The following is a 12366-nucleotide window of genomic DNA, read 5'->3' on the forward strand; positions in this document are numbered from 1 at the left end:
CCCGCCCCCCCCCGCCCCCGCCCCGCGCCCCCCCCCCCCCCCCCCCCCCCCCCCCCCCCCCCCCCCCCCCCCCCCCGGCCCGGGTGCGTCGCCCTAATCTGGCGGGGCAGCCGTCAGGCACGGGGAGTCGCACCTTGCACCGCATCATCGTCGTACCTCCGCCGACCCCGGGGGACGCAGGACACCGCAGCACACGGCTCCGGCCCGCCCCGGGCGAAAGCCTCGCCTTCGGCCGGGCCGCACACGTCGAGGCCGGGCCGGAGCGGCTGGACACGCCGGTGCCGTCCGGTTTCCCCCGGTTCGCCCTCCCCGCGGTCGGCGGCCTGCTGCCGCTGGGGGCCCGGGCGCCGCGCCACGCCTGCCTGCGCACCGACGGCGAGCACGTGCGCGTCGGCGGCGGCCCCGACACCACCGGTCCGGGCCCGCGGCTCGGCGGTGAGAAGAGGGAGTCGCCGGTGTCCCCGGCGCTCCGCTTCGGTCCGGTCCGGGAGGAGGGCCCGACGGTGCCGGCGGCAGCGCCCCGCCGCCGGACGGTCCGATGACCGAGCCGTACGCCGTCACGGTGCCCAAGGGCTACCGGGTCGGCGTGTGGGAGGTGCGCGAACCGATCGCCACGGGCGCCTTCGGCAGCGTCTACGCCGCCCGGCGCACCGGCGAGGTCGAGGGCGACGGCACCGGGGAGGCGCGGGACGGGGCCGGGAAGGCACCCCCGGGCGCGCGGTCCCGGGCGCCCGTGAACGACGACGGGTCCCCGGGCGAGACCGTGCCCGAACCGCCGTTCCCGCCCGCCGAGTCCATCCCGGCGATGGGCCGCTACCTGTGCTGGATCGCGCCCCGGCTGGAACCCGGCCTGCCCGCCGACCCCCGGGGGCTGCTCGCCGCCGCCTACCGCACGTCGTACCGGAAAGTGAACGACGCGGGCGGAGTTCCCCCGCACTACCGCAGGTACGCCGACCGCGTCGCCCACTACCTCAAGGAGTACACGCCTTTGGCGGGGAAGTGAGCCCGGGACGTCCGAGGTCGCGTCCCTCCGCCCGTCCGCCTGCCCGTCCGTCCGCTCGCGCGGGCGGACGGGCGGAGGGGGGCCCGGCCGGCAGTCGGCGTCACCGTCGCTCCACCGTCAGTGGAAGAAGTGGCGCGTCCCCGTGAAGTACATCGTCACGCCGGCCTTCTCCGCGGCCTCGACGACCTGCTCGTCGCGGACCGACCCACCTGGCTGGACCACGGCCTTCACGCCGGCCCCGGTGAGGATCTCCAGGCCGTCGGGGAAGGGGAAGAACGCGTCGGAGGCCGCGTAGGAACCGGCCGCGCGCTCGGCTCCCGCCCGCTCCACCGCGAGCTTCGCGGAGTCGACCCGGTTGACCTGGCCCATGCCGACGCCGACCGAGGCACCGTCCTTGGCGAGCAGGATGGCGTTGGACTTCACGGCCCGGCAGGCCCTCCAGGCGAAGGCCAGCTCGGCCAGCTCCGCCTCGGACAGCGCCTCGCCGCTCGCGAGGGTCCAGTTCGCGGGGTCGTCGCCCTCGGCCTGGAGGCGGTCGGCGACCTGGAGGAGGGCGCCGCCGTCGATCGGCTTGACCTCGACCGGGGCGGCGGGGGCCTCGGGAGCGCGCAGCACGCGGATGTTCTTCTTCTTGGTGAGGACCTCGAGGGCCCCCTCCTCGTAGTCCGGCGCGACGACGACCTCGGTGAAGATCTCGGCGACCTGCTCGGCCATCTCCTTGGACACCGGACGGTTGACCGCGATCACGCCGCCGAACGCGGACAGCGGGTCGCAGGCGTGCGCCTTGCGGTGCGCCTCGGCGACGTCCGCGCCGGTCGCGATGCCGCACGGGTTGGCGTGCTTGATGATCGCGACGCACGGCTCGCCGTGGTCGTACGCGGCACGGCGGGCGGCGTCCGTGTCCGTGTAGTTGTTGTACGACATCTCCTTGCCGTGCAGCTGCTCGGCCTCCGCGAGGCCCCCCGTGCCGGAGACGTACAGGGCGGCGGGCTGGTGGGGGTTCTCGCCGTAGCGGAGGGTGTGCGCGCGGTCGTACGTGGCGCCGAGGAAGTCCGGGAACCGCGACTCGTCGACCGGGGCGTACTCGGAGGCGAACCAGGAGGCCACCGCCACGTCGTACGCGGCGGTGTGCCGGAAGGCCTCGGCGGCGAGCCGCTTGCGGGTGGTGAGGTCGAAGCCGCCGTCCTTCACCGCCGACAGGACGTCGGCGTAGCGGGCGGGGCTGGTCACCACGGCGACCGAGGGGTGGTTCTTCGCCGCGGCGCGCACCATCGACGGACCGCCGATGTCGATCTGTTCCACGCACTCGTCGGGCGTCGCACCCGAGGCGACGGTCTCGCGGAACGGGTAGAGGTTGACCACGACCAGGTCGAACGGCTCCACGCCCAGCTCGCCGAGCTGCTGCCGGTGGCTGTCGAGGCGCAGGTCGGCGAGGATGCCGGCGTGGACCTTCGGGTGCAGGGTCTTGACGCGGCCGTCCAGGCACTCGGGGAAACCGGTGAGTTCCTCGACCTTGGTGACCGGTACACCGGCGGCGGAGATGCGGCCGGCCGTGGACCCGGTGGAGACGAGCTCCACGCCGGCCTCGTGCAGGCCGCGCGCGAGGTCCTCGAGGCCGGTCTTGTCGTAGACGCTGACGAGCGCCCGTCGGATGGCCCGCTTGTTGCTCTCGGCGGTCACTGGATAACTACCTTTCGTCCCTCAATGCGATAGCCGTTGCGGGCGAGCCGCCCCACGACCTCGACGAGCAGCCTTCGCTCGACTTCCTTGATGCGCTCGTGCAGCGCGCTCTCGTCGTCCTCGTCCCGGACCTCCACCACGCCCTGCGCGATGATCGGCCCGGTGTCGACGCCGTCGTCGACGAAGTGGACGGTGCAGCCGGTGACCCTGGCGCCGTACGCGAGCGCGTCCCGCACGCCGTGGGCTCCGGGGAAACTGGGCAGCAGGGCGGGGTGGGTGTTGACGAACCGCCCGCCGAAGCGCGCGAGGAACTCCTTGCCCACGATCTTCATGAACCCGGCGGAGACCACGAGGTCGGGCTCGTGGGCGGCGACGGCCTCGGCGAGCGCCGCGTCCCACTCCTGCCGGGTGGTGTAGTCCCCGACCCGGCACACGAAGGTCGGCAGCCCGGCGCGCTCGGCGCGGGCGAGCCCTTCGATGCCCGCGCGGTCGGCGCCGACGGCCACGATCTCGGCTCCGTACGCCTCGGCGCCGGTGGCGGCGATCTCGTCGAGAAGCGCCTGAAGGTTGGTGCCGGATCCGGAGACCAGCACGACGAGACGCCTGACGCGCTCGGCCACGGGCTTGGCGGCCACGGTAAGGCCCTTTCTCGGGGAGCACTGGTGCGGTCGGGGACCAGCACTTTGTACATTCATACGAATGCTTCGCGCCCTCGGATACGGGGAAGCCTACGAAGCGGCCGACCGCCCGCAACGATACCGGCACATGAGGCGGCCCTCACGGGACGGGGGCCTGGCCGGAAGGTAGCGTCTGGGAAGAGCCGGTTCACCACGTCCGGGAACGACCGGTCGCCCGGGAACGCCACCTGTGCACCAAGCGTTCACAGGATGAGGCGCCCGGTCCGGAAACCGGACGGGAACGCGCCGGCTCGGCCGCACATGTCCCAGCCCGCCTGGCAGCAGCTGCAGTCGGGCAGTGGCTGTAGCAGTTGTTGATGGACTTGATGGACTTGATTAAGGGGAAGACGCTCACTTGATGCCGGACCGCAGCCTGCGATTCCTCACGTTCCCCCAGCCGTCGGCGCAGGGAGGGGAGCGTGGCGCCGTGCTGCTGCGGGAGCGCCCCTCCTCGCCGCCCGAGACGCCCGGGACACCCCGGGGCGAGGGCAGCGGCGGCGACAGGCGCCGTGGCTCCGGGGAGGACAATCCGTTCGCGCCGCCACCGGAGGGGGCTCCGGACCAGCCCTGGCAACCCCGCCGCCCGTCCGGCGACGAGGGCGGTGACAGTGGCGGCCAGGGAGACGGCGGCGGTCGCTCCCTCTGGGGCGGGCGGTGGAGCGACCGGCAGCCCGGCCGCTCCTCCGGCGGCTTCGGCGAGCGCCCGCACGGCCCGGAGGGGCAGGGCGGCGGGGCCGGCGGCCCCCAGAGCCCCGGCCCGCGCTGGGACCCCACGGATCCCGTCCAGCGCCGGGCTCGCTACTCCCTGCTGTCCGGCATGTGGGCCTTCTTCTTCGCCCTGTTCGGCTGGCCGTACGTCGCGCTGCTGCTGGGCGCGCTCGCCCTGCACTGGGCCGTCAGCGCCCTGCGTGCCAAGCCCCGCACGGCGTCCGACCCCGACTCCCCGGCGCCGCCCGCGCAGACGGACCGTCCGCAGAAGGGCCGTCCGCAGACCACGGCGGCGGTGAGCGGGCTGGTCACGGCCTCCCTGGCGCTCATCCTGGTCGCCGCCGGCTTCACGGCCCAGATGGTCTACCAGGATTACTACACGTGCACGAACGACGCCCTCACCCAGCAGTCCAAGGAGTCCTGCGACGACCTCCTGCCGGACCCGCTCCAGAACCTGCTCGGGACGACCGAGTGAGAGCCGGCTGACAGCCGGTCGTCAGCCGGCTGACCGGCAGCCGGCCGGCAGCGTGCCCCGGCTCCCCGGCACCCGCTTTCCGAAGCCGCCCCCGCCCTACCGGGCAGGGGGCGGCTTCGGGGTTTCGGGAACGGCGGGGAGGCCCCGGCCGGGGAGGTCACGGCTGAGGGCGTCCCGGCCGGGGACGGGATCCGCCGGAAGGAAGTCGTAGGGGCCGGCGGCGTCCCGGCGCCGTCGGCCGTCCGCCGTCGTGCCGGTGCCGTCCTCCGGCGCCCCCCGGCGCGGGCTGCCGATCCTCACTCTCCAGGCCCGCGCAGTCGCCCGCACCCCTGCCCACGCCTTCTCGTCCACGCTCGCCGGTGCCCGCTCCGCCCGCTCGCTCCGGGGCGTGCGGCACCGCCAGGCCCGTACCGGCAGGGCCGTCGCCGTGGCCACCAGCCCGATCCACACCAGCGTCGCGCCCGCCGTCTGCCACCAGACCGGCCCGAACCGGGAGAGCGAGGCGACACCCATCGGCCCGCCCGCCCACGCGGCGAACAGTGCCAGCAGGGCCGCGCACAGTACCGCCGCGACTGCGGCGACACCGGCCGTCCGGCCCGGCGACCAGACCGCGTACGGTTCCCGCCCCGCCCGCCCGCCTCCAGGCTCCGCCGGCTGCCCGGCCGTCGTGGCCCCCTGCGCGACGTACCACCCCGCCGACGCCCCGGCCGCCAACGGCACGGCCAGGGCCGCCCAGTTCACCGGCGTCCCGGCCCCCGCGTCCGGCACCGCCGCAAGGAGCGGGAACGCGGGCAGCAGCGGAGCCGGCGCGGCGGAGAGCGGGGTCACGGCATGGCCGGCGCCGAGGAGGAACCCGGGGCCCAGGGCGTACGCCGTCGCCCACACCGCCGCGTTCGGCAGCAGGGCGACGCCGAGCAGCAGCACCGCGACCCACCCCGACCACCCCTGCGTCAGCCGCAGGAAGGCGTCCTGGGTCTCGCCGCCGTGCCACAGCAGTGAGACCGTCAGCAGCAACGCTCCACCGCCGACGAGCACCGCCGCCCCGGCCGCCGCCGCGCGCGCGGCGACTCCCAGGCGTCCGTCCGGGCCGAGGAGCAGATGGCGTACGCCCCGTGGCAGCAGAGCACCCGCCGTCCGTTCCAGCGGCCCGCGCGGGCAGCCGTACGTCCGCCACACCCCCACGCCCGCCGCCGCCACCGCGACCAGTGGCACGTACACGCCCGCCGACGCCCACGCCGGTCTCAGCGGGCCGCCCGCGGCGTAGAGCGCTGCGGGCGTGCCGACGGCCAGGTAGCCGAGGACGACACCCGCCCAGGCCGTCGGGCCGTGGACGAGCGGGGCGGCGCCCGAAGCTTCCGGGGCCTCCGGTGCTCCCAGGGCGCCCGACGCCTCCGACGCGCCCCCGTCGGTGGCGTCGCGGGCCGCACGGTGCAGCAGCCACACCGGGAGCGCGAGCAGGAGCAGTGGCGGGACGCCGAGCGGAGCGGGCACGCCCGAGAGCGTGTCGGTGCGGACCAGTTCGGCACCGTGCGCCAGCAGCCACAGCGCCGCCGCGACACTCAGCGCGCCGTCGGGTCCGCTGTCCGGGTACGGCGAGCTGATCCACAGCAGCGTCACGAGCATGGCGAACGCGGCGAGTCCGAGCCCCGCCGCGAGGGCGCCGCCGAGGAGGGAGGGGCCCAGTCCGGGCGAGCGGTCGCGCACCCGGGTGAGCAGGAGGGACGGCCTCGTTCGTCGGGTGGTCGTCTGGATCACACCCGCCATGCTCCCAACGACACGCTCTTTCCCCGCGTAACGGGCAAAGCACCGCCGTGTCGCTCAATATACGTTTATGTACTTTTTTGCACGAAGGGGCGCCCTGTGACACGGAGCCCTGCCCCTCCCCTCCCCCCGCCCGAGGAACGCCGACGCCTGCGCGAGTCCCGCTCGCTGACCCAGGATCAGCTCGCCCGGCGGGTCGGTGTCAGCCGCGAGACGGTGCGTGCGTGGGAGTCCGGCCGCACCGCACCGCGCGGCCGGAAGGGGGAGGCGTACGCAAAGCTGCTGACCACCACCGCCACCGCCACGAACCCCGAGCCCACCGGGCCCCTTGCCTCCGCCAGGTCCCTCGCCCCGACCGAGTCGGCGAAGTCGGCCGAGCCCTCCGAGCCCTCCGAGCCCTCCGAGCCCTCCGGATCCTCCCGGCGTTCGACCGAGCCTCCCGCGCGTTCGCCCGCCCGGCGGACCGTCCGGGAGCCGCCCGCCCGGCCTCCCCTGAAGGAGACCGTGGATCCCACATCCCTGACGCCCGCTCAGGCATTCGACGCCCTGTACGCCTTCTGCGCTCCGGCGCTCGTACGACAGGCGTATCTACTGTCCGGCCGTCGCGATCTGGCGCGTGAATCGGTCGAGCGGGCCTTCCAACTGGCCTGGGAACGCTGGCCCGAGGTGGCGCGCGACCGTGACCCGGCCGGCTGGGTGCGCGCGGCGGTGTACGAGTGGGCGCTCGCCCCGTGGCACCGGTTCCGACCCCGCTACCGGCACCCGGAACCACCGCCCTCGCAGCCCGTCGACCGCGCGCTGCTCGACGCCCTGCTGCGACTGCCGCCTCCGCACCGCCGCACGCTCGTGCTCTACGACGGTGTCGGCCTCGATCTGCCGGAGACAGCGGCGGAGACGGAGGCGAGCACGTCCGCGACCGCGAGCCGCCTGCTGCACGCACACGAGACCCTCGCGGCCCGGCTGCCGGAACTGTCGGATCCGCTCGCGCTGCACCGACGGCTGACCGAACTGGCCTCCGCCGAACACCTCCGGTCCGCCGAACCGCCGGAGGTACGCGACGGCAGCGAGCGCAGGGCCCGCTTCCGGACCCGGGCCGTCATCGCCTTCACGGTCGCTCTGATCGGCGCCACCTCGCTCACCCTGCACACGGCCCCCACACGGTACGACCCGCCGGTGCCGCCCGGCGAGACGGTCCAGGGGGTACCGCCGCGGGTGGCACCGGGGCCCCTGTCGGGCGAGGAGCGGGAGCTGCGCGCCAAGCTCCGCGAGGAACTGCTGCACGGCCCGGAGCGGCTGGCACCGCAGTCGCGGTGACGGACCCGGCCGCGGCCCCGGTACGGCTTCCGGTCCCGGCCGCGGCCCTTCCTCCGAGAACGACGACGGGCCCGTCCCCTCCGGGGGAACGGGCCCGTCCGTGTTCTGCGGCTGATCAGCCCGCGAGGATCTCGCGCGCCAGCCTGGCCGTCTCGGTCGGCGTCTTGCCGACCTTGACGCCCGCGGCCTCGAGGGCCTCCTTCTTGGCCTGGGCGGTACCGGACGAACCGGAGACGATGGCGCCGGCGTGGCCCATGGTCTTGCCCTCGGGCGCGGTGAAGCCCGCGACGTAGCCGACGACCGGCTTCTTCACGTTCTCCTTGATGTACGCCGCGGCCCGCTCCTCGGCGTCGCCGCCGATCTCACCGATCATCACGATCAGGTCGGTGTCGGGGTCGGCCTCGAACGCGGCCAGCGCGTCGATGTGGGTCGTGCCGATGACCGGGTCGCCACCGATGCCGACGGCCGACGAGAAGCCGATGTCCCGCAGCTCGTACATCATCTGGTACGTCAGCGTGCCGGACTTCGAGACCAGGCCGATGCGGCCCGGCTTGGTGATGTCGCCGGGGATGATGCCGGCGTTCGACTGGCCCGGGGTGATCAGACCGGGGCAGTTCGGGCCGATGATCCGGGTCTTGTTGCCCTGCGACACGGCGTACGCGTAGAACGCGGCCGAGTCGTGGACCGCGATGCCCTCGGTGATGACGACCGCGAGCGGGATCTCGGCGTCGATGGCCTCGACGACGGCGGCCTTGGCGAACGCCGGCGGCACGAAGAGGACGGACACGTTCGCGCCCGTCTTCTCCATCGCCTCGGCGACCGTGCCGAAGACCGGGATGTCGTTGCCCTCGATGTCGACGGAGGTGCCCGCCTTGCGCGGGTTCACACCGCCGACGATGTTCGTGCCGTCGGCCAGCATGAGCTTGGTGTGCTTCATGCCCGTGGCACCGGTCATGCCCTGGACGATGACCTTGGAGTCCTTGTTGAGGAAGATAGCCATGGCTGTTCTGTCCCTCGTCCCTTACTTCGCAGCCGCGAGCTCGGCGGCCTTGTCGGCCGCGCCGTCCATGGTGTCCACGCGCTGCACGAGCGGGTGGTTGGCGTCCGAGAGGATCCTGCGACCCAGTTCGGCGTTGTTGCCGTCCAGGCGCACGACCAGCGGCTTGGTGACTTCCTCACCCTTGTCCGCGAGCAGCTGCAGCGCCTGCACGATGCCGTTGGCGACCTCGTCGCAGGCGGTGATGCCACCGAAGACGTTGACGAACACGGACTTGACGTCCGGGTCGCCGAGGATGATCTCCAGGCCGTTCGCCATGACGGCGGCGGAGGCGCCACCGCCGATGTCGAGGAAGTTGGCGGGCTTCACGCCGCCGTGCGCCTCACCGGCGTAGGCGACGACGTCCAGGGTGCTCATCACGAGCCCCGCGCCGTTGCCGATGATGCCGACCTCGCCGTCGAGCTTGACGTAGTTGAGGTTCTTCTCCTTGGCGGCGGCCTCCAGCGGGTTGGCCGCGGCCTTGTCGTGGAACTCCTCGAAGTCGGGGTGGCGGAACTCGGCGTTGTCGTCGAGGCTCACCTTGCCGTCGAGGGCGAGGACGTCGCCGGAGGCGACCTTGGCCAGCGGGTTGACCTCGACGAGGAGCGCGTCCTCGGCGATGAACGTCTTCCACAGCGTGACGAGGACGTCGGCGACCTTGCCGGCCACCTCGGCCGGGAACTTCGCGGCCTCGACGATCTCGCGCGCCTTCTCGGGGGTCACGCCCTCGTTGGGGTCGATCGGCGTCTTGGCGACGGCCTCCGGACGGGTGGCCGCCACCTCCTCGATGTCCACGCCGCCCTCGACGGACGCGATGGAGAGGAAGGTGCGGTTGGCACGGTCGAGGAGGAAGGAGACGTAGTACTCCTCGACGATCTCCGGAGCGGTCTCGGCGATCATCACCTTGTGGACCGTGTGGCCCTTGATGTCCATGCCGAGGATGTCCGTCGCGCGGGCGACGGCCTCGTCCGGGGTTGCTGCCAGCTTCACGCCACCGGCCTTGCCGCGGCCACCGACCTTCACCTGCGCCTTGACGACGGACTTGCCGCCGAGACGCTCGGTGATCTCGCGCGCCGCCTCAGGCGTGTCGATGACTTCACCGGCCAGCACCGGTACATCGTGCTTGGCGAAGAGGTCCCTCGCCTGGTACTCGAACAGGTCCACGCGCTTCCGTCCCTATCAGTGATCTCGCGGTTCGTTGGATGCGTGGGCGTGCCGCGAAGGGCAACGTGACGACGTCCGCTGTGTCACAAGGGAAGCGCACACGGTGTCCGAGCGCGCGGCATGTCCATCTCGCAGGCTATCGCCGGTTGCGAGGCCTCCCGAAATCGTGGGGTCACACCTGAGCGGTGATACCTGTCACATGATGCCCGGTTCGGTGACACAGAGTGCCATGGGCAAGCGACCTCACCGGGCTGGGGTCGGCCCGGTGAGGTCCGCCGTACACCCGGCGGGCGGGAACGTTGCCGCCCTTCGGGGTGCGGGGTGGCCGGCTCCCACCCCAACGGGGCAGGCCACCTCATCCACGGGTCTCCGGACGGACAGGCCGATGGCGTTCGGCCGTCCACGTCCGGATGTCCCGTGAAGCCTTTATTACTCGCGAGTCAGGTTAGTCGTGTGATCTGCATGACGTATACGACGCAGGTGATGTACACGACGTAGGCGGTGTACGCGACGTAGGCGGTGTACGCGATGGACAGAGGCCTCGGGGACGGCGGGGAGTCCGGGGCTCGGGTCTCCGCACCCGGAGAGGGGCGGGGGCTGCCCGGCAGGCAAACCCACGGCACCGTGCACGGTCCCGCACGGACAGGGCCGTGCGGGACCACGGCCGGGGAGCACGGCCCGCCCGTCGCGGGCTTGCCTGCGCGGGGGAGACGGGGACGTCCCGGTACCGCTCCCGCGTGTCGGCCGCTTCGGCCTGCGCGGCGGCACCGGGGACGAGCAGGGGCGGGGGCGGGACCCCGCGTCACAGTGATGGCCGGGGCGTCCCCGTGACGCGGGGTTCCGTGGTCGGCGGCGGTGCGGTTGCCCCTCGTGCCGTCCGGCCTTTCGCCGGGGGCGCGGGGAGCGGGAGCCACCGGCTCGGTGCACGGCACGGTCCCCGCGGCCCCGCAGCCGTCGGCTCCGCCGTGCAGCCAGGTGTCGTGCGCCTCGGCGCCGATCCCGGCGCCTCCGGGGCGGCCCGCGGCCGGTGACGCGGAGGCCTCCGGCTCCGGCTCCGGCTTCGGCTCCGGCTGAGGAGCGGGCGCCGTCTGCCGAGAGGCCCCGGTGCCCGGTGCCCATCGGCGGGTCGCACGTGAGCGGCGCAGACAGGGGGACCGGCAGCAGCCGACAACCCCGGGGATCCGGGGCGGCGCCGGAAGACCGGGCGGCACCGGGAGCTCAGGGCGTGGCGCGGGCTGCGCCGTCCTCCTCTTCGCCGCGCCTCTCTCCTTTCCTTGCTTCCCCCCTTCTCACACCGGGTCCGGTACCGGCAGCGGACGTTTCTCGATCGCCGCGGCCATCACCTCCGGAAACAGGTCGGGCGTGCAGGCGAACGCCGGCGCGCCCAGCGCGGCCAGTGCGGCCGCGTGCTCCCGGTCGTAGGCGGGCGCTCCCTCGTCGGACAGTGCCAGCAGCGCCACGAACTGCACCCCGGACGCCTTCATCGCCGCGACCCTCTTGAGCATCTCGTCGCGGATGCCCCCTTCGTAGAGGTCGCTGATGAGGACGACCACCGTCTCCGCGGGCCGGGTGATCTGTGACTGGCAGTACGCCAGCGCCCGGTTGATGTCCGTACCGCCGCCGAGCCGGGTCCCGAAGATCACGTCGACGGGGTCGTCGAGCTGGTCCGTGAGGTCGACGACCGCCGTGTCGAACACGACCAGCCGCGTGGCGATCGACCGCATGGACGCGAGGACCGCTCCGAACACCGACGCGTAGACGACGGACGCCGCCATCGACCCGGACTGGTCGACGCAGAGGACGACCTCCTTCTTCACCGACCGCGCGGCACGCCCGTAGCCGATGAGCCGCTCGGGCACGACCGTCCGGTACTCGGGGAGGTAGTGCTTGAGGTTGGCCGCGATGGTGCGGTTCCAGTCGATGTCGTGGTGGCGGGGCCGGTCGACGCGGGCGCTCCGGTCGAGGGCGCCGGTGAGGGTGGCCCGGGTGCGGGTGGCGAGCCGCTTCTCCAGCGCGTCGACGACCTTGCGGACGACGGCCCGTGCCGTCTCCCTGGTCGTCTCCGGCATCGCCTTGTTGAGCGACATCAGAGTGCCCACGAGGTGGACGTCGGCTTCGACCGCCTCCAGCATCTCCGGTTCCAGGAGGAGGGTGGCGAGCCCCAGCCGGTCGATGGCGTCGCGCTGCATGATCCGGACGACGGAGGACGGGAAGTAGGTCCGGATGTCCCCGAGCCAGCGCGCCACCGACGGCGCGGAGGCCCCCAACCCCGCCGAACGCTCCTGCCCCGCCCGCTCCTTGCCTCCCTTCTGCGGTCCGTCCGCCTTGCCGTAGAGCGCGGTGAGCGCTCCGTCCATGGCGGCGTCCTGCCCGGACAGACCGCACCCGGTGCCGTCCGCCGCGCCCCCACCCAGCACCAGCCGCCACCGCCGCAGCCGCTCCTGCTCCGCATCCGTCCCCGCAGCCGACATGTGTCCCCCTCGTGCTGTGATCCTCCGTGCCGTGCCCCTTCGCCCCGTGGCCCTTCGGGCCCGGGGCCCTCCGGTCC

At 73.5% G+C, this 12366-nt stretch carries 9 protein-coding genes and 1 pseudogene; 4 read left to right on the plus strand and 6 right to left on the minus strand.

The window, feature by feature from the left end; all coding sequences use genetic code 11:
• Nucleotides 1-134 precede the first annotated feature (134 nt).
• Complete coding sequence (locus tag ORI94_RS27585; protein ID WP_266080506.1) at nucleotides 135-542, plus strand: hypothetical protein; 408 nt, start codon at nucleotides 135-137, stop codon at nucleotides 540-542.
• A 191-nt stretch (nucleotides 543-733) separates the two neighbouring features.
• A pseudogene (locus tag ORI94_RS27590) lies at nucleotides 734-1003 on the plus strand (protein kinase); the annotation flags it as partial.
• Between the two features lie 117 nt (nucleotides 1004-1120).
• On the opposite strand, the gene purH reads toward ORI94_RS27590, so the two are convergent.
• Both purH and purN read right to left on the minus strand, forming a co-directional pair.
• Nucleotides 1121-2683 (minus strand): bifunctional phosphoribosylaminoimidazolecarboxamide formyltransferase/IMP cyclohydrolase, encoded by a 1563-nt coding sequence (purH, locus tag ORI94_RS27595; RefSeq protein WP_266080508.1) that lies wholly within the window; start codon nucleotides 2681-2683, stop codon nucleotides 1121-1123.
• Entirely contained in the window at nucleotides 2680-3318 is a 639-nt protein-coding gene (gene purN / locus ORI94_RS27600; protein WP_266080510.1) for a phosphoribosylglycinamide formyltransferase, read from the minus strand. Before purN ends, purH begins: the two co-directional genes overlap by 4 nt.
• Before the next feature lie 400 nt (nucleotides 3319-3718).
• On the opposite strand from purN, the gene ORI94_RS27605 reads away from it, so the two are divergent.
• Complete coding sequence (locus ORI94_RS27605; protein ID WP_266080512.1) at nucleotides 3719-4543, plus strand: hypothetical protein; 825 nt, start codon at nucleotides 3719-3721, stop codon at nucleotides 4541-4543.
• A gap of 96 nt (nucleotides 4544-4639) precedes the next feature.
• On the opposite strand, the gene ORI94_RS27610 is transcribed toward ORI94_RS27605, so the two are convergent.
• The gene (locus ORI94_RS27610) at nucleotides 4640-6307 is read right to left on the minus strand and encodes a DUF6350 family protein (protein WP_266080514.1); all 1668 of its coding nucleotides are present in this window, start codon (nucleotides 6305-6307) and stop codon (nucleotides 4640-4642) included.
• A gap of 96 nt (nucleotides 6308-6403) precedes the next feature.
• Between ORI94_RS27610 and ORI94_RS27615 the strand changes: the two genes are divergently transcribed.
• Entirely contained in the window at nucleotides 6404-7618 is a 1215-nt protein-coding gene (locus ORI94_RS27615; RefSeq protein ID WP_266080516.1) for a helix-turn-helix domain-containing protein, read from the plus strand.
• 115 nt (nucleotides 7619-7733) lie between these two features.
• Here the strand turns inward: ORI94_RS27615 and sucD are convergent, their stop codons facing one another.
• The 3 genes from sucD to ORI94_RS27630 all read right to left on the minus strand — a co-directional run bounded on the left by sucD (nucleotide 7734) and on the right by ORI94_RS27630 (nucleotide 12289).
• Nucleotides 7734-8618 (minus strand): succinate--CoA ligase subunit alpha, encoded by an 885-nt coding sequence (gene sucD / locus ORI94_RS27620; RefSeq protein ID WP_266080518.1) that lies wholly within the window; start codon nucleotides 8616-8618, stop codon nucleotides 7734-7736.
• Between the two features lie 21 nt (nucleotides 8619-8639).
• Nucleotides 8640-9818, minus strand: a complete 1179-nt coding sequence (gene sucC, locus ORI94_RS27625; protein ID WP_042165286.1) for an ADP-forming succinate--CoA ligase subunit beta — start codon at nucleotides 9816-9818, stop codon at nucleotides 8640-8642.
• Nucleotides 9819-11107: 1289 nt separating this feature from the next.
• The gene (locus ORI94_RS27630) at nucleotides 11108-12289 is read right to left on the minus strand and encodes a VWA domain-containing protein (protein WP_266080520.1); all 1182 of its coding nucleotides are present in this window, start codon (nucleotides 12287-12289) and stop codon (nucleotides 11108-11110) included.
• Nucleotides 12290-12366 lie beyond the last annotated feature (77 nt).

The sequence above is a fragment of the Streptomyces sp. NEAU-W12 genome, assembly GCF_026242095.1.
GTDB lineage: Bacteria > Actinomycetota > Actinomycetes > Streptomycetales > Streptomycetaceae > Streptomyces.